This window comes from Janthinobacterium sp. SUN206, assembly GCF_030587305.1.
GTDB lineage: Bacteria > Pseudomonadota > Gammaproteobacteria > Burkholderiales > Burkholderiaceae_D > Janthinobacterium > Janthinobacterium kumbetense.
Window position 1 is genome coordinate 1,772,051 of the sequence record NZ_JAPWIB010000001.1, and the last position, 18,361, is coordinate 1,790,411.

At 60.6% G+C, this 18,361-nt stretch carries 22 protein-coding genes; 2 read left to right on the plus strand and 20 right to left on the minus strand.

The genetic code is table 11. The features are described from left to right. Positions 1–33: 33 nt before the first annotated feature. From acpS to lepA, 7 genes are all read right to left on the minus strand, one after another. Entirely contained in the window at positions 34–429 is a 396-nt protein-coding gene (acpS, locus tag O3300_RS07920) for a holo-ACP synthase (RefSeq protein ID WP_077406683.1), read from the minus strand. Between the two features lie 20 nt (positions 430–449). Continuing rightward, complete coding sequence (pdxJ, locus tag O3300_RS07925) at positions 450–1,211, minus strand: pyridoxine 5'-phosphate synthase (protein WP_251351575.1); 762 nt, start codon at positions 1,209–1,211, stop codon at positions 450–452. A gap of 42 nt (positions 1,212–1,253) precedes the next feature. Continuing rightward, positions 1,254–2,111 (minus strand): DNA repair protein RecO, encoded by an 858-nt coding sequence (gene recO, locus O3300_RS07930; protein ID WP_305052648.1) that lies wholly within the window; start codon positions 2,109–2,111, stop codon positions 1,254–1,256. A gap of 28 nt (positions 2,112–2,139) precedes the next feature. Then, positions 2,140–3,042, minus strand: coding sequence for a GTPase Era (era, locus tag O3300_RS07935; protein WP_099667265.1), 903 nt, complete (start codon positions 3,040–3,042; stop codon positions 2,140–2,142). 1 nt (position 3,043) lies between these two features. After that, positions 3,044–3,859, minus strand: coding sequence for a ribonuclease III (gene rnc, locus O3300_RS07940; protein WP_077406693.1), 816 nt, complete (start codon positions 3,857–3,859; stop codon positions 3,044–3,046). Positions 3,860–3,933: 74 nt separating this feature from the next. Next, complete coding sequence (gene lepB / locus O3300_RS07945; RefSeq protein ID WP_099667264.1) at positions 3,934–4,851, minus strand: signal peptidase I; 918 nt, start codon at positions 4,849–4,851, stop codon at positions 3,934–3,936. A gap of 3 nt (positions 4,852–4,854) precedes the next feature. Further along, positions 4,855–6,645 (minus strand): translation elongation factor 4, encoded by a 1,791-nt coding sequence (gene lepA / locus O3300_RS07950; protein ID WP_305052649.1) that lies wholly within the window; start codon positions 6,643–6,645, stop codon positions 4,855–4,857. A 95-nt stretch (positions 6,646–6,740) separates the two neighbouring features. Here lepA and O3300_RS07955 point away from each other — a divergent pair, with 95 nt between their 5' ends. Continuing rightward, positions 6,741–6,929 (plus strand): hypothetical protein, encoded by a 189-nt coding sequence (locus O3300_RS07955; protein WP_143451506.1) that lies wholly within the window; start codon positions 6,741–6,743, stop codon positions 6,927–6,929. Positions 6,930–6,962: 33 nt separating this feature from the next. Here the strand turns inward: O3300_RS07955 and O3300_RS07960 are convergent, their stop codons facing one another. The 13 genes from O3300_RS07960 to O3300_RS08020 form a co-directional block, all read right to left on the minus strand. Continuing rightward, on the minus strand, positions 6,963–7,208 hold the full coding sequence (locus tag O3300_RS07960; protein WP_099667263.1) for a glutaredoxin family protein: 246 nt from the start codon (positions 7,206–7,208) through the stop codon (positions 6,963–6,965). A gap of 55 nt (positions 7,209–7,263) precedes the next feature. Next, on the minus strand, positions 7,264–8,766 hold the full coding sequence (locus tag O3300_RS07965; RefSeq protein WP_099667262.1) for a DegQ family serine endoprotease: 1,503 nt from the start codon (positions 8,764–8,766) through the stop codon (positions 7,264–7,266). A 243-nt stretch (positions 8,767–9,009) separates the two neighbouring features. Next, entirely contained in the window at positions 9,010–9,345 is a 336-nt protein-coding gene (locus O3300_RS07970; RefSeq protein ID WP_077406705.1) for a sigma-E factor negative regulatory protein, read from the minus strand. 72 nt (positions 9,346–9,417) lie between these two features. Continuing rightward, positions 9,418–10,041, minus strand: a complete 624-nt coding sequence (gene rpoE, locus O3300_RS07975; RefSeq protein ID WP_171985072.1) for an RNA polymerase sigma factor RpoE — start codon at positions 10,039–10,041, stop codon at positions 9,418–9,420. A 66-nt stretch (positions 10,042–10,107) separates the two neighbouring features. Continuing rightward, positions 10,108–10,638 carry a hypothetical protein gene (locus tag O3300_RS07980; protein WP_305052650.1) on the minus strand — a complete coding sequence of 177 codons (531 nt, stop codon included), beginning with the start codon at positions 10,636–10,638 and terminating at the stop codon, positions 10,108–10,110. 121 nt (positions 10,639–10,759) lie between these two features. Beyond that, positions 10,760–12,010, minus strand: a complete 1,251-nt coding sequence (fabF, locus tag O3300_RS07985) for a beta-ketoacyl-ACP synthase II (protein ID WP_099667260.1) — start codon at positions 12,008–12,010, stop codon at positions 10,760–10,762. Between the two features lie 29 nt (positions 12,011–12,039). Next, positions 12,040–12,279 (minus strand): acyl carrier protein, encoded by a 240-nt coding sequence (gene acpP, locus O3300_RS07990; protein WP_008449912.1) that lies wholly within the window; start codon positions 12,277–12,279, stop codon positions 12,040–12,042. Positions 12,280–12,457: 178 nt separating this feature from the next. Then, positions 12,458–13,201 carry a 3-oxoacyl-ACP reductase FabG gene (fabG, locus tag O3300_RS07995; RefSeq protein WP_035820245.1) on the minus strand — a complete coding sequence of 248 codons (744 nt, stop codon included), beginning with the start codon at positions 13,199–13,201 and terminating at the stop codon, positions 12,458–12,460. Between the two features lie 49 nt (positions 13,202–13,250). After that, the gene (fabD, locus tag O3300_RS08000) at positions 13,251–14,192 is read right to left on the minus strand and encodes an ACP S-malonyltransferase (RefSeq protein ID WP_035820249.1); all 942 of its coding nucleotides are present in this window, start codon (positions 14,190–14,192) and stop codon (positions 13,251–13,253) included. A gap of 32 nt (positions 14,193–14,224) precedes the next feature. Continuing rightward, positions 14,225–15,223: a beta-ketoacyl-ACP synthase III gene (locus O3300_RS08005; protein ID WP_305052651.1), complete on the minus strand. Its 999-nt coding sequence runs from the start codon at positions 15,221–15,223 to the stop codon at positions 14,225–14,227. 15 nt (positions 15,224–15,238) lie between these two features. Continuing rightward, complete coding sequence (gene plsX, locus O3300_RS08010; protein ID WP_034779241.1) at positions 15,239–16,306, minus strand: phosphate acyltransferase PlsX; 1,068 nt, start codon at positions 16,304–16,306, stop codon at positions 15,239–15,241. Positions 16,307–16,516: 210 nt separating this feature from the next. After that, entirely contained in the window at positions 16,517–16,699 is a 183-nt protein-coding gene (gene rpmF, locus O3300_RS08015) for a 50S ribosomal protein L32 (RefSeq protein WP_034749653.1), read from the minus strand. A 316-nt stretch (positions 16,700–17,015) separates the two neighbouring features. Continuing rightward, positions 17,016–17,513 (minus strand): DUF177 domain-containing protein, encoded by a 498-nt coding sequence (locus O3300_RS08020; RefSeq protein WP_099667258.1) that lies wholly within the window; start codon positions 17,511–17,513, stop codon positions 17,016–17,018. Between the two features lie 223 nt (positions 17,514–17,736). Between O3300_RS08020 and O3300_RS08025 the strand changes: the two genes are divergently transcribed. Continuing rightward, positions 17,737–18,345 (plus strand): Maf-like protein, encoded by a 609-nt coding sequence (locus O3300_RS08025; RefSeq protein WP_305053139.1) that lies wholly within the window; start codon positions 17,737–17,739, stop codon positions 18,343–18,345. Positions 18,346–18,361: the final 16 nt, after the last annotated feature.

Consider the following 18,361-nt stretch of genomic DNA (forward strand, 5'->3'; position numbering starts at 1 on the left):
CTGGCTCATTGCGCACTTATGGCGCACTTATAGTTACCCTGCTTGTTCCACGATCACGAACGCGACCGCATATTCTTCTTCATCGCTGATGGTCACTTGCGCGCTCAGGCGGTGCTGCTCCATGAACTCGGCCAGCACGCCGCTGCAGACGATCATCGGCTTGCCGCTGGGATGGTTCAGCATCTGCGCGGCGGGCCAGGTCATCGGCATGCGCAAGCCCAGGCCGATGGCCTTGGAAAACGCCTCCTTGGCCGCGAAGCGCGTGGCGAGGAAACGCACGCCGCGCACGGCATTCTTGGCGCTGCGGGCACGGAACTTTTCCAGCTCCTGCGGCCCCAGTATCTTTTTCGCGAAACGCTCGCCGTGGCGCGCCAGGGCCGCCTCGATGCGGGGAATCTTGCAGATATCGGTACCGATGCCGTAGATCATGCTGCCTCCTTTGTGCGCGCTTATGCCTTGCCGGCGATGCGCGTGGCCACCATGATAGCCTTCATTTCGCGTACGGCATTTTCCCAGCCGACAAACACGGCGTGCGCGACGATGGCGTGGCCGATGTTCAGCTCGGCAATATCGGGAATGGCGGCGATCGCTTGCACGTTGGTGTAATGCAAGCCGTGGCCCGCGTTGACCTTCAAGCCGCGCCCCACGCCGAACAGCACGCCCGCCTTGATGCGTTCCAGCTCGGCCAGCTGCTCGGCGCCTTGCGTATCGGCATAGCGGCCCGTGTGCAGCTCGATCACGGGCGCACCCAGCTCGGCGGCGGCGGCGATCTGTTGCTCATCGGCATCGATGAACAGGCTCACGCGAATGCCCTCGCCTTGCAGCTGCTGCACGGCCGCCTGCACTTCCTTGAAATAGCGCACCACGTCCAGGCCACCCTCGGTCGTCACTTCCGTGCGCTTTTCCGGCACCAGGCACACGTCCGCCGGCTTGATGCGGCAGGCGAAGTCGATCATTTCTTGCGTGACGGCCGCTTCCAGGTTCATGCGCGTGAGCAATTGCGGGGCGATGGCGATCACGTCCGCATCCTTGATGTGACGGCGGTCTTCGCGCAGATGCAGGGTGATGGCGTCGGCGCCCGCCTGTTCGGCCAGCAGGGCCGCGCGGATCGGGTCCGGGTAGGCGGTGCCGCGCGCATTGCGCAAGGTGGCCACGTGGTCGATATTGACGCCCAGGTCGATGACGGGGCCGGAAGGCTGCAAAAAGCTCATAGTGATGGTATCCGTAAAGTGCTGTCCTGCTGCAAACCGCAGCTACAGCTGCATTAAATCGATCAGTATCTGGCGCGTATTCAAGGTGGCGCCGCCCAGTTGATGGGCCAGCAAAAAGCGCATCAGCAGCTTGCTTTGCGCCTGCGTGGCCGCGTCCAGATAATCTTCGCGCTCCATGTCGAGCAGGGTCTTGCCCGTGATCCTGGGCCAGGCATCGCTGGCGCGCGCCGGGCGCGGCCCCCGTTCCGGGTCGACCACATAGACCTGCCCCGCCTCGACGGCCTGGCGCGTGCCCGTGCAGCGCGTCAGGTCGGCCGCCACGCCCGTTTCCTTGAGCAGGGCGCGCTCGAACTTGCGCAGCACGATGGGCGGCGGCTCATTGTGCGCCAGTTGATTCAAGGTGGCAACGTAGTGGTCGAACAGGACGGGATGCGGATCGTCGCGCGCGAGCAATTTGACCAGCAATTCGTTCAAATAGAAGCCGCACAGCAAGGCGGTCTTTTCCAGCGGCAACATACCGCCCACCCATTCGGCGCCCGTCAAGATGCGCAGCTCGGACTTGCCCGTCCAGCCCGCCTGCAGGGGCTGGAAGGTTTGCAGCACGCCGCGCAACTGCGAATGGGGCCGCTTGGCGCCCTTGGCGACGAGCGCGATGCGGCCGTATTCGCGTGTAAACACGTCGACGATGAGGCTGGTTTCTTTATGCGGATAGCTGTGCAGCACGAAGGCTGGCTGGCCCGTGATGCGTCCGTCGCGCGCGGGCGGACGGCTGCGCCGCGGCGCGGCAGGAGTGACAGGAGCTGCGGCCGGCGGCGCGATGGCCGCCGACGCGGGGACAGGTGCGGATGCAGCAGATGAAGCTGGCGCAAGATCGTGCAGCGCTGGCGTGGTGGTGCTCATGCGTGTGGCGTCGCCCCCGGGTTGCGGATTACTCGTAGCCGTAGGCGCGCAAGCCCGCCTCGTTGTCGGCCCAGCCCGATTTGACCTTGACCCAGATTTCCAGGTACACGGGGCCGCCGAACAGCTTTTCCATGTCCAGGCGGGCCTGGGTGGAGACTTCCTTCAGGCGCGCGCCCTTGTTGCCGATGATCATGGACTTGTGCGTATCGCGCTCGACCAGGATGGCGGCAAACACGCGGCGCAGATCGCCTTCCTGTTCGAATTTCTCGATCAGCACGGTACTCGTGTACGGCAGTTCGTCGCCGACGAAGCGGAAGAGTTTTTCGCGCACGATTTCCGAGGCGAGGAATTTCTCGCTGCGGTCCGTGATGTCGTCCGGGCCAAAGATAGGCTGGTTTTCCGGCAGGAAACGCTTGATCTCGTCCTGCAAGCCTTCCAGCTGGAAGTGCAGCTTGGCCGAGACGGGCACGATGGCGGCGAAGTCGCGCATGGCGGCGATTTTTTGCGCGAACGGCAGCAGCACGGCCTTGTCCTTCACGCGGTCCGATTTATTGATGACGAGGATGCACGGCACTTCCTTCGGCAGCAGGTCCATCACTTGCTGGTCGGCCGGGCCGAAGGTGCCTGCCTCGATCACGTACAAGATCACGTCCGAGGAAATCAGGGTGTTGGTGACGGTCTTGTTGAGCGTCTTGTTCAGCGCGTTCGAATGGCGCGTCTGGAAGCCCGGCGTGTCGACGTAGATGAATTGCGCGTCCGGCACCGTCTGGATGCCCGTGATGCGGTGGCGCGTCGTTTGCGCCTTGCGCGAAGTGATGCTGACCTTCGCGCCGATCAGCACGTTCATCAGGGTCGATTTGCCCACGTTCGGGCGGCCCACGATGGCGATATAGCCACAGCGGAAGTTGTCGGGCATTTTGGTGGCTGTCATGCTAGTGTCGATTCTGTTTAGTGTGAGCGGCGATCGCCGGGGCAGCAGGGGCTGCCGCGTCGTCGCTCTGGATGGTGGCAATGCCGGCCAGCTTGAGCTGGGCGGCGCGCGGTTTCGGCTTGCGGCTGGCGGCTGGCGACTTCAACAGCGCCTGCTCGGCCACGTCGAGCGCCAGTTTGGCGGCGGCTTGCTCACCGGCGCGGCGGCTTCCGCCACGGCCGTAGACCTGGATGTTCAATTTCGGCACCAGGCATTCGATCTCGAATTCCTGGCTGTGGGCGGCGCCGTGGGTAGCCACCACGTTGTATTGTGGCAGCGAAATTTTCTTGCTTTGCAAAAACTCCTGCAGCAGGGTCTTGGCATCCTTGCCCAAGGTTTGCGGATCGACCGAGTCGAGGATGGGGATGTAGAAGGCGCGGATCACCGTGCTGGCGGCGTCGAAGCCCGTGTCGAGGAAAATCGCGCCCAGCAAGGCTTCCAGGGTATCGGCGAGGATGGACGGACGGCGGAAACCGCCCGATTTCAGCTCGCCTTCGCCCAGGCGCAGGAATTGCGACAGTTCCAGCTTTTGCGCGATTTCATACAGCGACTGCTGCTTCACCAGATTCGCGCGCAGGCGCGACAGGTCGCCCTCGTCGATGGACTTGAAGCGTTCGTACAGGATGGAAGCGACCACGCAGTTGAGGATGGAGTCGCCGAGGAATTCCAGCCGCTCGTTATGCAAACTGCTGTGGCTACGATGCGTCAAGGCTTGCTGCAACAGGCCAGCATCCTGGAACGTATAGCCTAAACGGGTTTGCAATAACTGAAGATTCATTGTTGTTTCTGTGTCATCTGAGTAATTCGGCTGGCCGCCGCGCGGGGAATCGGCGCGGCAGCCATAGGGACGGCTTAGTGTATGCCGCCCACTCTTTTCGGATTGCTGAAGTTCATCCACACCAGGAAAGCCTTGCCGACGATGTTCTCGTTCGGCACGAAGCCCCAGTAGCGGCTGTCCGCGCTATTGTCGCGGTTGTCGCCCATCATGAAGTAGTTTCCTGCTGGTACCACACAAGTGAAACCGTCTTCGTTGTAGTCGCACGACTCCTTGTGCGGGAAATCCTTGACTTCGCGCAAGTTCAACGTAGGAGCGGGCTCGTCGTTGAGGATGCGGTGGCTCACGCCCGTCAGGTTTTCTTCCAGCTGCTTGTGGTAAACGGTGCTTTCGTCGTCCAGGTAGTCGTCCAGCGGCGTGTATTGCACTTCCTTGCCGTTGACCGTCAAGCGCTTGTTTTCATAGGTGATTTTATCACCGGGCACACCGATCACGCGCTTGATATAGTCTTGCGACATATCTTTCGGGTACTTGAACACCATGACGTCGCCGCGCTGCGGATCGTTGACTTCAATGATGCGCTTGTTGACGATCGGCAAACGAATGCCATAAGTAAACTTGTTGACCAGGATCAAATCGCCCACCAGCAAGGTCGGCACCATCGAGCTCGACGGGATCTTGAATGGCTCGTACAGGAACGAGCGCAGGCAGAACACGAGGGCGATGACGGGGAAGAAGCTGCCCGAATATTCGACCCAGGTCGGCTGGCGCAACAGGGCCGCCTCGATGGTGGCGCGGCTGCCGCCCGCATCGGACTTGATGCCCTCGGCGGCCAGCTTGGACTGGCGCGCATCGAACTCGGCCAGGGCAAGGTCGGCCGCCTTGCGGCGCTGCTTGGACAGATAAAACACATCCAGGCACCAGACCAGGCCCGTCAACACCATCAGCACGAACAGGATTAAAGCGAAATTTCCTAAAATCACTTGCAGGTTCATGTATTAACCATCCACTTGTAAAATTGCCAGGAATGCTTCTTGCGGGATCTCCACGGAACCCACTTGCTTCATGCGTTTCTTACCCGCCTTTTGTTTTTCCAGCAATTTTTTCTTGCGGCTGATGTCGCCGCCATAGCACTTGGCCAGCACGTTCTTGCGCAAGGCTTTCACGTTCTCGCGCGAAATGATGTTCGCGCCGATGGTCGCCTGGATGGCCACGTCGAACATCTGGCGCGGAATCAGTTCACGCATCTTGGCGGCCACCTGGCGGCCACGGTACTGGCTGTTCGAGCGGTGGACGATGATGGCCAGCGCATCGACTTTTTCGCTGTTGATCAGCATGTCGACCTTGACCACGTCGGCCGCGCGGTATTCCTTGAACTCGTAATCCATCGAGGCATAGCCGCGCGATGTCGATTTCAGGCGGTCGAAGAAGTCCAGCACGATCTCGGCCATCGGCATTTCATACACGAGCTTGACCTGGCGGCCGTGGTAGCTCATGTCCATCTGGATGCCGCGCTTGCCGATACACAGGGTGATCACGGAGCCCACGTATTCCTGCGGCATGTACAGATTGACCGTGACGATAGGCTCGCGCACTTCCTCGATGCGCGACGGATCGGGCATCTTCGACGGATTGTCGACGTTGATCATGGTGCCGTCGCGCTGGATCACTTCGTACACCACGGTAGGTGCCGTGGTGATCAGGTCCATGTCGAATTCGCGTTCGAGGCGTTCCTGCACGATTTCCATGTGCAGCAAGCCCAGGAAGCCGCAGCGGAAGCCGAAGCCCAGCGCCTGCGACACTTCCGGCTCGTACATCAGGGCCGCGTCGTTCAATTTCAGTTTTTCCAGCGAGTCGCGCAGCGCGTCGTACTGGTTCGCTTCCACGGGGAACAGGCCGGCGAACACTTGCGGCTGCACTTCCTTGAAGCCAGGCAACGGCGCGGCGGCAGGACGGTTGGCCAGGGTGACGGTATCGCCCACTTTCGCCGCTTTCAATTCCTTGATGCCGGCGATGATGAAGCCCACCTGGCCTGCCGACAATTGCGGCAAGGAATGCGAACGGGGCGAAAACACGCCGATGTCTTCCACCAGCTGCACCGAATCGGTGGCCATCAGGCGGATCTTGTCTTTTGGTTTCAGGGTGCCGTTGATGACGCGCACCAGCATGACCACGCCCACATAGGCGTCATACCAGGAGTCGACGATCAGCGCCTGCAGCGGCGCATCGGGGTCGCCCTTCGGCGGCGGCACCTTGACGATCAGCTGCTCGAGCACGTCCAGCACGCCGAAGCCCGTCTTGGCCGAGCAATGCACGGCGTCGCCTGCGTCGATGCCGATCACGTCTTCGATCTCGGCAATGGCGCTCGGAGGATCCGCGTTCGGCAAGTCGATCTTGTTCAGCACGGGCACCACTTCCACGCCCAGGTCCAGCGCCGTGTAGCAGTTGGCCACGGTTTGCGCTTCCACGCCTTGCGACGCGTCAACAACCAGCAGCGCGCCTTCGCACGCCGACAGCGAGCGCGACACTTCATAGCTGAAGTCGACGTGGCCTGGCGTATCGATCAGGTTCAGATTGTAGATCTGGCCATCGCGCGCCTTGTAGTGCAGGGCCGCCGTTTGCGCCTTGATGGTAATGCCGCGCTCGCGCTCCAGATCCATCGAATCGAGCACCTGCGCCTCCATCTCGCGGTCGGACAAGCCGCCGCACAATTGAATGATGCGGTCAGCCAGGGTCGATTTACCGTGGTCAATATGGGCGATGATGGAGAAATTGCGTATGTTGTTCATTAACTAATATAAGTGCGAAGTTGACGACACTGCTTTAACAGGAATCAGGGGAATCATGTCCGGGCCAAACAGGGCCAGAACCAGGCGCCCCACTCATGATGAAAAAAGCGCTCCGAGCAGGACATCTGCATGCCCAGGCGAGCGCTTTTGAAGCGACAGAAGCTGCTGCCTCGGACAGTAGCTTTTTCGACCTCCCCATTTTACCGGATTTCAGAGTAGAAAGCCCGTCTTATGAGGCCGGCACCGGGCCAAGCCGACATTTTCGGCTGTTTTCAGCACCATAATGGTGCAATGCAGTGTCAATATTGCCATTTAAGCTACGCCAGGCAGCGCCGTACCGCTGCTTCATCGAGGAAATAATGGCATAGCTCGGGCTGCGCCAGGTCACCGAACAGCACCGGCACCAGCTCGTCGAAACGGGCCAGCAGCGAGGCGTCGGGCGACGCATCGATATCGATCACGTCCACGGTGAACGGCTTTCCGGGCGCTTGCAGCAGGAGCAAGGCGTCGAGCATGTCCTGGCACAAATGGCAATAACTGCGGGAATAGAGGGTGAAGTGCATGAAGAAAAGGGAAAGGCATCCCGGCCGGAGCCGGGATGCGGATGGAATCAGAAACTCACTTGGCAGACGGACGCAGCGAAACGAATTGCGCCACGTCGCCACGGCGCACCAGCACGGCCGACGACTTTTTCGGATCGAGCTTGGCCACCAGGGCATTGAACTGCTTGGCGTCTTTCACGGCAACGTTGTTCAATTGCAAGATCACGTCGCCAGGCTGCAAGCCGGCCAGGGCCGCCACGCCATCGGCATCGTCGACCAGCACGCCCGCCTCGATCTTCAGCTCCTGCTTCTTCGCGGCCGGCACGTCGCTGACTTTCAATCCCAGCGCATTGACGGCTTGCGCTTCCGGCTCCTTGGCGCCCTTCTTCGCCGTTTTCTCGCTTTCCAGCTCGACGACGGTGACGGGAATGTCCTGCTGCGCGCCCTTGCGCCAGACGGTGACCGTGGATTTGCCGTTGACGGCGGCGCCGCCTACCAGGCGCGGCAGGTCGGAGGAACGCTCGATCTGCGCGCCGTTGAATTTCAGGATGATGTCGCCCGGCTTGATGCCCGCCTTGTCGGCCGGCCCGCCCGGCTCCACCATCGACACTTGCGCACCCTTGGCGTTCGGCAAGCCCAGCGATTCCGCCACGTCCTTGCTCACTTCGCCGATCTGCACGCCGATGCGTCCGCGCACGACTTTCCCCGTCTTTTTCAGCTGCTCGCCCACGCGCATGGCTTCATCGATGGGCACGGCAAACGAAATGCCATTGTAGGCGCCGGACAAGGTGGCAATCTGCGAATTGATGCCGATCACCTCGCCACGCATATTGATCAGCGGACCACCGGAGTTGCCGGGGTTGACGGCCACGTCACTCTGGATCAGGGGCAGGTAATCGCCCGTATCGCGTGACTTGGCAGAAATAATGCCGGCCGTCACCGTGTTTTCCAGGTTGAATGGCGAGCCGATGGCGATCACCCACTCGCCCACGCGGATCTTGTTCGAGTCGCCGATGGTCAGGCGCGGCAAGTTGGCGCCCTCGATTTTCAGCAGGGCCACGTCGGTGCGCGCATCGGCACCGATCACCTTGGCCTTGAATTCGCGCTTGTCCGTCAGGGTCACATACACCTCGTCGGCGCCGTCGACCACGTGGGCGTTGCTCAGCACGTAGCCATCGGCCGAAATGATGAAGCCGGAACCGACGCCGCGCTGCACTTCCTGCTCCTGCGGCACGGCGCGGCGGCCGCCACGGGGCGCCTGCTGGCGCGGCGCGGGCATGGCGCCACCAAAGAAGCGGCGCAGGAATTCCTGCATTTCCTGCTCATCCTGACCGCCCACGCCAGCCCCGGCGCCGCCCATTTTCAGGCGTTCGGTGGTGCGGATATTCACCACGGCCGGGCCGACGGCGTCGACCAGGTCCGAGAAATCAGGCAGTTTCACGGCCGGCACAGCGGCCTGCGCCTGTGGCGCCAGGCCCAGCATGGTGGGAGCAAGGAAGACGCCAGCCGTCCCGAACAATAAGGCGGAAAGCGTCTTCACTGAAAACGACTTGCTGGCGGCACACATGTTTTTTTTCATGGAAAGGATCTTTTCGAGTATATAAACGGTTCAAAACGCGGATCAGGCGATTGCCTGCGCGCATGATTGGCCGTCATGACGGAAATCCAGGGGCAAACCCACCTGACAGCGCGCATGGCAAACAATGCAACAATATATCGCAAAAGCAAGATATTGCCTGCGCACAGTGTCAATCGTACGGAAGGCCAGTGTCAAGGGGGCGACGGGAAGGTTAAGCCAGGCATAAGATGGACGAGGCGCCCGCTAGCGCTGCGCCAGCGGCCCGGCCTCCAGCGGTTCGGCCACGCCAGGCGGCACGATGCCGGCGGCCAGGGGCGGCAGCGGTTCCGCATGGGCAGCGGACTCTTCGGGTGCCGGCTCCGCGGCCAGGCGGCTGGCCAGGCGCGCATCGAACTGGGCGCTCAGCGCATGGCCGTACTGCTCCGAGCGCAGCACCTCACCGATATGGCGATAGGCATCCCAGGCTTGCCGTCCCGATGGCGTATCGAGGGCGGCAAACGCCAGTTCGAGTTCGCTCGCCGCCAGCTCGCCATCGGCCAGCGCGGAAATAGTCTCGTGCAATCGTGTATGCGTATCCATGATGGGTCCTGCCATTTCAAGAGGATCGGTGCGGAAACCGGGCGCAGCCATGCCAACCTCATACTCTCCAGATTACCAGCGCTTGTCAATCGGCATGTCCAACAACGGCTTCAATTTCTCCGCAATCACTTCGCGCGCGCGAAAAATCCGGCTGCGCACGGTGCCGATGGGGCACGCCATGATCTCCGATATTTCTTCATAGCTCAGGCCCTCGATCTCGCGCAGCACGATGGCCGTGCGCAATTCGATGGGCAGCACATCCATGGCCGCATTGACGGTGGCGGCAATCTGCTTGCTGGCCAGCACCGATTCGGGCGTATTGTTGTCGCGCAATTTATTGCCGTCATCGAAAGACTCCGCCTGCTCGGCGTCGGCATCGCTGGATGTGGCGGCGCGCCGCCCCTGCGTGACGAGATAATTCTTGGCCGTGTTGATGCCGATGCGATACAACCAGGTATAAAAGGCGGCCTCGCCGCGAAAATGGCGCAGCGCCCGGTATGCCTTGATAAAGGTTTCCTGCACCACATCTTCGGCCTCCGCCGGGTCATGCACGAGGCGCGACACCAGGCGCATCAAGCGGCGCTGATATTTCGATACCAGCACATCGAATGCCCGTTTGTCGCCAGCCTGCACCCGCTCGACCAGCAACTGATCATACTCGCGCTCTGTCCTCACGCCCGATGTCCCTGTAGTCATGCAGCGTGGGCGCCTGTATGGATATAGAGTTGGCCCGCTGCAAGAAGTTCAGTGTTCGTCCCACTTTTATTCTTCCCTGTTCCGCGCCGCGATCGCCCGGCAAGCCACGGCCAGCGGGCGGAAGGCGGTGCAACTGCCGCCGCGCTGCACCAGCACCGCCGTGCGCCGTCCGGCGGCATCCGCCAGGCACAGCACCAGCAGCGACGGCCACAGGGTCGAGCCCGGCAACAGGCGCAGCCCAGGCGCCGCCACAGGCCCCGGCCCGGCCGGCTGCACCAGCCCGGCAGCACCGGCATCCGGCGCCGCGCCATGCTCCAGATATACCGCCAGCCGCAACTGCCCGACCGGCGAAATATCAAGCGCCTGCGGCTTTCTGCGCCGGCGCAGCAAAGCCAGCAAAAACACGCCGCCAGCCGCACTCAGCAAGGCACCGCTCCAGCCCAGCGCATAGCCGCCCACCAGCTGGCCGGACGCGGGCAGACTGCGCCAGAGGCCGCTCAAGGGCCAGGCGGCCAGCAAGGCGCACAGTCCCAGCACCGCTTGCAACAGGCGCAAACAGACAGGCGTGCGAATGACAGCCGCTACCGCGATCGACATAGTTCATGGGAGAAAAAAGGCGCGCCGGCACCATGCCGGGCAAATTCAGCCGCCAACGAACGTTGGCGGCGAATCAGCGCTCACTACGATTTGACCGTAGCGAGCGCTTGAAAGTTCCTGCTTATTTCGCTTTACCGAAAATCAGCGTGCCATTCGTGCCGCCGAAGCCGAACGAATTTTTCACTGCATAATCGATCTTCATATCACGCGCCGTGTTGGCACAGAAATCGAGATCGCACGCCGGATCCTGGTTGAAGATGTTGATGGTCGGAGGCGACACCTGATGGTGCAATGCCAGGACCGTAAACACCGCTTCCAGACCGCCCGCGCCGCCCAGCAAATGGCCCGTCATCGACTTGGTCGAGTTGACGACCAGTTTCTTGGCGTGATCACCGAAGGTGCGCTTGATGCCCATCACTTCCGCCACGTCGCCTTGCGGGGTCGACGTGCCGTGCGCGTTCAGGTACTGAATCTGATCCGCGTTCAAGCCTGCGTTGTCGAGGGCCGCGATCACCGATTTGCTGCCGCCGCTACCATCTTCCAGCGGCGAGGTCATGTGATAAGCATCTGCGCTCATCCCGAAACCATGCACTTCGGCATAGATCTTGGCACCGCGGGCCACCGCGTGCTCGTACTCTTCCAGCACCATGACGCCAGCGCCCTCGCCCAGCACGAAGCCGTCGCGGTCGGCATCCCACGGACGCGATGCCGTTGCCGGATCGTCGTTGCGGGTCGACAAGGCACGTGCCGAAGCGAAACCGCCCAGGCCCAGCGGCGACACGGTCGATTCGGCACCGCCGGCGATCATGACGTCGGCATCGCCGTACTCGATCATGCGCGCTGCGGCACCGATGCTGTGCAAACCGGTGGTGCACGCTGTAACGATCGCCAGGTTCGGGCCCTTCAGACCATATTTGATCGAAAGGTTGCCAGAGATCATGTTAATGATCGAGGCAGGCACGAAAAATGGCGAGATACGGCGCGGACCGCGCTTTTCGTACTCGGACTTGGTTTCCTCGATCAGCGGCAAGCCGCCGATACCGGAACCGATGATCACGCCGATACGCTCGGCGTTTTCTTCGGTCACTTCCAGGCCGGAGTCCTGCATCGCCTGGATGCCTGCAGCCATGCCGTAATGGATAAAGGTATCCATATGGCGGGCTTCCTTACCGGAGATGTACTCTTCGATATTGAAACCTTTGACTTCACCGGCAAAATGCGTGGTGAATGGCTGTGCATCAAACTTGGTAATCGTGGCAATGCCGGATTTACCTTCAATGATTGCGCCCCACGCCTCGGCAATAGTATTGCCGACTGGTGAAACGCAACCCAGGCCGGTGACAACAACACGACGGTTTTTAGAACGGCTCAAGCGATTCTCCTGAAGTCGGTCAGACAGGCTTAGGCCTTGACGTGTGCGGTGGCGTAGTCGATCGCCTGTTGCACGGTGGTGATTTTTTCAGCTTGTTCGTCAGGGATTTCCATTTCGAATTCGTCTTCCAGGGCCATCACCAGTTCCACGGTGTCCAGGGAATCGGCGCCCAGGTCGTCGACGAAGGAGGATTCGATTTTGATGTCTGCTTCTGCAACGCCCAGTTGCTCAGCGACGATTTTCTTAACGCGTTGTTCGATATCCGACATGTTATGGCTCCAAAGTGTGTGTTACGGAAAGTGCGCGCATTTTATCAGGTTTGCGCGTCCGAATACTAATTTCGGTGTCTGCTGCTAATTCAACCGAAGCTGCTGCTAAAAGATGCGATTATAGACAAAAACGACCGTTGAATCATGCCACAAACGCCCGCCCTGTCTACCTTTCACATCAATTCATGTACATTCCGCCGTTCACGTGCAGGGTCGTGCCCGTGATATACGCCGCTTGCGGCGAGGCCAAAAAGGCCACGGCCGCTGCCACGTCTTCCGGTTTGCCCAGGCGGGACAGGGGAATTTGCGTCAACAGGGCCGCATGCTGCTCTTCGCTCAGAGCCTTGGTCATGTCGGTATCGATGAAGCCCGGCGCGATACAGTTCACGGTAATGTTGCGGCTGCCGATTTCGCGCGCCAGGGCGCGGCTCATGCCTTCCACGCCGGCCTTGGCCGCCGCGTAATTCATTTGCCCCGGATTACCCGACGAAGCCACGACCGACGTGATGTTGATGATACGCCCAGTTTTGGCTTTCATCATGCCACGCAGCACGGCGCGCGACAGGCGGCCGACGGCCGACAGGTTCGTCGAGATGACGCTGTCCCACTCTTCATCCTTCATGCGCATGGCCAGCTGGTCTTGCGTGATACCCGCGTTGTTGACGAGGATCGACAGGCTGCCGTAGGTTTTCTGCACTTCATCGACGACGGCCGCGCAGCGCGCCGCATCGGTCACGTTCAGGACCAGGCCCTTGCCCGCCACGCCTTCGGCGGCCAGGTAATCGGTGATCGCTTGCGCGCCGCTTTCCGAGGTGGCGGTGCCGACCACGGTGGCGCCCTGCTTGCCCAGTTCGGTGGCGATGGCGCGGCCGATGCCGCGCGAGGCGCCCGTGACCAGCACGACTTGATTTGCTAAATTCATGAGTATCCTTAAGAGCAACCGCGGCAGGCAGCCTGCCGCGATCTGATGTTTATTTGAGCTGCGTCAAAATGCGTTCCAGCGAAGCCTGGTCGACGATGGCGTCGCCCACCAGCACCGGGTCGATGCGCTTGGCCAGGCCCATCAGGACCTTGCCCGGACCGCATTCGATCACTTGCGTGATGCCATCCGCGGCAACCTTTTGCATGGTTTCCACCCAGCGCACGGGGCTGGCCGCCTGGCGCACCAGCGCATCCTTGATGCCGGCCACGTCGTTGACGATGGCCACGTCGACGTTGTTGATCAGGGCGATCTGCGGCGCGGAAAAAGTCAGGCCGGCCATGTATTCGCGCAAGCGGTCCGACGCGGGCTTCAGCAACGACGAATGGAAAGGTGCGGAGACGGGCAGTTTCATGGCGCGCTTGGCGCCCTTGGCCTTGGCCAGTTCGCATGCGCGCTCGACCGCAGCCGTGTGGCCGGCGATGACGACTTGCGCTGGCGCATTGAAATTGACGGGCTCGACCACCAGGGCCGGGTTTTCCGCCGCCGCTTCCGCACAGGCGGCGCGCACGTCGTCATCCGACAGGCCCAGCACGACAGCCATCGTGCCCTGCCCGACGGGCACGGCTTCCTGCATGGCTTGCGCGCGGAAACGCACGAGCGGCACGGCATCCTTGAAGGAAATGACGCCGGCGGCGACCAGCGCCGAGTATTCACCGAGACTGTGACCGGCCACGACCGTCGGCACGGGGCCGCCGGCCGCCAGCCAGGCGCGGTAGAAGGCCACGGCCGCCGTCAGCATCACCGGTTGCGTGTTGGTGGTGAGATCCAGTTCTTCCTTCGGACCTTCGGCGATCAGCTTGCCCAGGTCGAATTGCAGGGCGTCCGACGCTTCGGCGACGGTCTGCGCAACCACGGGGTTGCCGGCGAAACCGTCGAGCATCGCAATCGCTTGCGAGCCTTGGCCTGGGAAAACAAATGCAAATTGTGTCATGTCGACTCCGTTTTTTTAATAATGTTGCGGGATTACATGCGCGCCAGCACGGCGCCCCAGGTAAAGCCGCCGCCCACGCCTTCCATCATGACGTTGTCGCCCTTCTTGACGCGACCATCGCGCACGGCGATGTCGAGCGCCAGCGGAATCGAGGCGGCCGAGGTGTTGCCATGCTGGTCGACGGTGACGACCATCTTGTCCAGCGGCAAGCCGAGTTTCTTGGCCGTGCTGTTCATGATGCGGATGTTCGCCTGGTGCGGGATCAGCCAGTCGATCTGGTCCGAGGTCATGTTGGCATGTTCCAGGGCTTCGTGCGCAACTTTTTCCAGTACGGACACGGCCAGCTTGAACACGGCCGGGCCATCCATGTACAGGAAGGCGCTGCCGTCCAGCGCGCCGCCAGCCAGGCTGCCCGGCACGCTGAGGATGTTCGAGTGGCGGCCGTCCGCGTGCAGCTTGGTGGCCAGGATGCCCGGCTCTTTCGATGCCGTCATGACGATGGCGCCAGCGCCGTCGCCGAACAGCACGCAAGTGCCGCGGTCGTCGAAATTGAGGATGCGCGAAAACACTTCGGCGCCGATCACCAGCACGTTCTTGTGCATGCCCGACTGGATGAAGCTGTCGGCCGTGGCCACCGCATACACGAAGCCGCTGCAGACGGCTTGCACGTCGACGGCGGCGCAGTTGTTCGTGATGCCCAGCTTGTTTTGCACGATGCAGGCGGTGCTGGGGAAGCTGCCGAAGAAATCGGGGGTCGAGCTGGCGACGATGATCAGGTCCAGGTCGTTGCCGTTCAGGCCCGCCATTTCCAGGGCCTTCCTGGCCGCTTCCACGCCCAGGTCCGAGGAGTTTTGCGTCGGCGCTGCATAATGGCGCGCCGAAATGCCGCTGCGCGACACGATCCATTCATCCGACGTCTCGATGCCCTTGGCTGCGAGCTGTTCGGTCAGATCCTGGTTGGTGACGCGCTTCTCCGGCAAGTAGCTGCCGGTACCGATAATTTTGCTGTAAGTTTTGCTAAAAACAGTCATGCAAATACCCGTCCACTAAATGGTAGAGCTTGTTGATGTAGGTTCGTCCGGTACTGGCGTGCGCGGCATCAGCTCGGCGATCAGGCTGGCCAGGTGCGCTTGCACGTCATTTTTTGCCGCATCAAAGGCGCGGCGCAAGGCCCATTCGAAGGAATAGGCATCGGCGCTGCCATGGCTCTTGAAGACGAGACCACGCAAGCCCAGCAGGCTGGCGCCGTTGTAACGCGATGGATTCAAGCGGTTGCCGATGGCTTTCAGGGCCCCGCGGGCGATCAGCGCGCCCAGCATGGTAATCGGATTGCGCTTGAATTCGGAAGTGAGCACGTCTTTCATGAAGCGCGCCAGGCCTTCGATGGCCTTCAGGGTGACATTGCCGACAAAACCGTCGCAGACGACGATATCGGTCGTGCCCTTGAAGATATCGTTGCCTTCCACGTTGCCGTAGAAGTTCAGCGCGCCACGCTCGTGGTCGGCCTGCAGCAGCTTCGAGGTGAGCTTCACCACTTCATTGCCCTTGATATCTTCCGTGCCCACGTTCAGCAAGCCGATCGTGGGGCGTGCGATGCCTTCCATGGCGGACACGAGCACGGAACCCATGATGGCGAACTGGTGCAAGTGATGCGGTTCGCAATCGACGTTGGCGCCCAGATCCAGCATGTAGGTGGGGCCGTTCTTTTGATTCGGCAAGATGCTGCAGATGGCCGGGCGGTCGACGCCGGACATGGTTTTCAATACATAGCGCGACACGGCCATCAGGGCTGCCGTATTACCGGCGGAAACGGAGGCTTGCGCCACGCCGTTCTTGACCTGTTCGATGGCCACGCGCATGGAGGAATCCTTCTTGCGGCGCAGGGCCACTTCCAGGGGATCGTCCATGGTAACTTGTTCGGAGGCATGCAATACCGACAGGCGCGGATGCGTGTCGGCTTTATGTTTTTTCAGTTCGGCACGGATCACGTCTTCCAATCCAACAAGGATCAGTTCGGCTTCAGGCTCATGTTTTACGAAGGAAATTGCTGCGGGGATAGTGACTGAGGGACCGTGATCTCCGCCCATGCAGTCGATAGAAATTTTGATTGTCATTTGTGTTGATTCAATACCGCTGCGGGCGTGCGGCAAGATGTGAATCGGACTGGAGCATATGCAGGGCGCAGCATGTCATGCACCGCCTGAGCAAGCTTGATTCAAAATGACGGGTGCGCAAGATGAATTGCAGCCGATAAAAAAGAAGAAGCGGCGCCACGCCGAATAACCACGCAACACCGCTTTCATCTTACCCAACAAAAACGTCGATTACTCGTCGTTTTTGGTCTTCAACACTTTACGGCCACGATAGAAGCCGTTAGGGCTGATATGGTGACGCATGTGTGTTTCGCCGGTAACTGGCTCGACGCTCAATTGCGGCGCGACCAGGAAGTCGTGCGAACGGTGCATGCCGCGCTTGGAAGGGGTTTTCTTGTTCTGTTGAACTGCCATGATGACTCCTAATACATAAGTTCTAAAATTTTAGCACAATCGATTAGCAAATACATGCGAATCGAGTATCCCAGCGGCAAAGACTACCCGAAAATAGCCCGGACCGACATCGTTTATTACAATTACATTTCACTACACTTGCCATACTCGATTACTACACGCGTTTGACACGTTCTTTACAGGAAGCATAAAAAACCTACTGCGCGTCCCACTATCGCCTCGGCGTTGCTCAGCGTACTTCTGTACGCTTGCGCTACTCAAGACGATATTGGGCCGCTCGCTACGGTTTTTTTAAAGCTTCCTTTCTTACACTACTTTATTCTGGCTTCAAGTCTTTCAGTGCCGCGAACGGCGATTTCTTTTCAGTCTTGAGAGCATCGAGCTGCGCCGTATCGGGGCAGACGTCGTGTTTGGGTACCTGCGGCAGGGCCAGCAAGGCTTCATCTTCGATCAGGGCCGCGGCATCCATGCTGCGGCTGCCGACGATCACGTCGATCGTTTCATCGTTGATGATTTCTTCGATCTCGTCCGCGTGCTCGTCATCCTTGCCCAGCATCAGAACAGTCGAAGAATCTATCGCGTAAGCATACGGAGTCAGGCAGCGCTGGCAAACCAGCTGAACGGTGCCGTTGACCGACAAGGTCAGTTGCGGGTAGCCCAGCTTGCTGGTGCCGCCGACGATCTTCCAGGCGATCTCGCCGGAATTATCTGCACAATCCTTGGTCAACCGGGTCATTTCAGCGACAGGAGTTACACCCTCGCGGCTCCCGCTGATACGACAAAAATCAAAGGCGTCGATCACAAAAGCATTCATTGGTAGAAAATTTCCCCGGAAAACCTGCGATAATAACAGGGTTTTTAGCACGGAGTCAAAGGCTAAGCATCTTTTTTGACGCAATCATTGCCATAAACATGACAATTTCATTAACACCGTCATGCCGCATGGAGCCTCAGTCAGGGGCTCTGCGCCCTGGAATTTGCGTGAAATTCCACTGACATTGACCAGCGCGGCCATGCCGGCCGCCATCCACTACCGAATGATACCAACTTCCGCCCCATTGCGCTTGATTCTTGCATCGAGTTCGACCTACCGCAAGGAATTGCTGGAACGCCTGCGCCTGCCTTTCGAAGTCGCCGTGCCCGATCTCGACGAAAGCCCCCTGCCAGGCGAAAGCCCCAGCGCCACGGCCCTGCGCCTGGCCCAGGCCAAGGCACAGGCCGTGCTCGACCGCCATCCTGGCAGCCTCGTCATCGGCTCCGACCAGGTCGCCACCCTCGATGGCGCGCAGATCGGCAAACCCGGCAACCATGCGAATGCCCTGCTGCAACTGCAAACCATGCGCGGACGCCAGACCGTGTTCCACACGGCACTGTGCCTGCTGGACGGGCGCCAGGCGGTGCCTGTGGCGCAGGTGGAAGATGTCCAGACCCTCGTCACCGTGCGCGACTTGCCCGATGCCGAGCTGGACGCCTACCTGCGCATCGAGCAGCCGTACGATTGCGCCGGCAGCGCCAAGAACGAAGGCCTGGGCATCGCCCTGCTCGAACGCATCGCCACCACCGACCCGACCGCCCTCACCGGCTTGCCGCTGATCGCCCTCACCGGCATGCTGCGCAAGGCAGGCGTCACGTTTTTCACCCTTTAATTTACCGACAATAAGA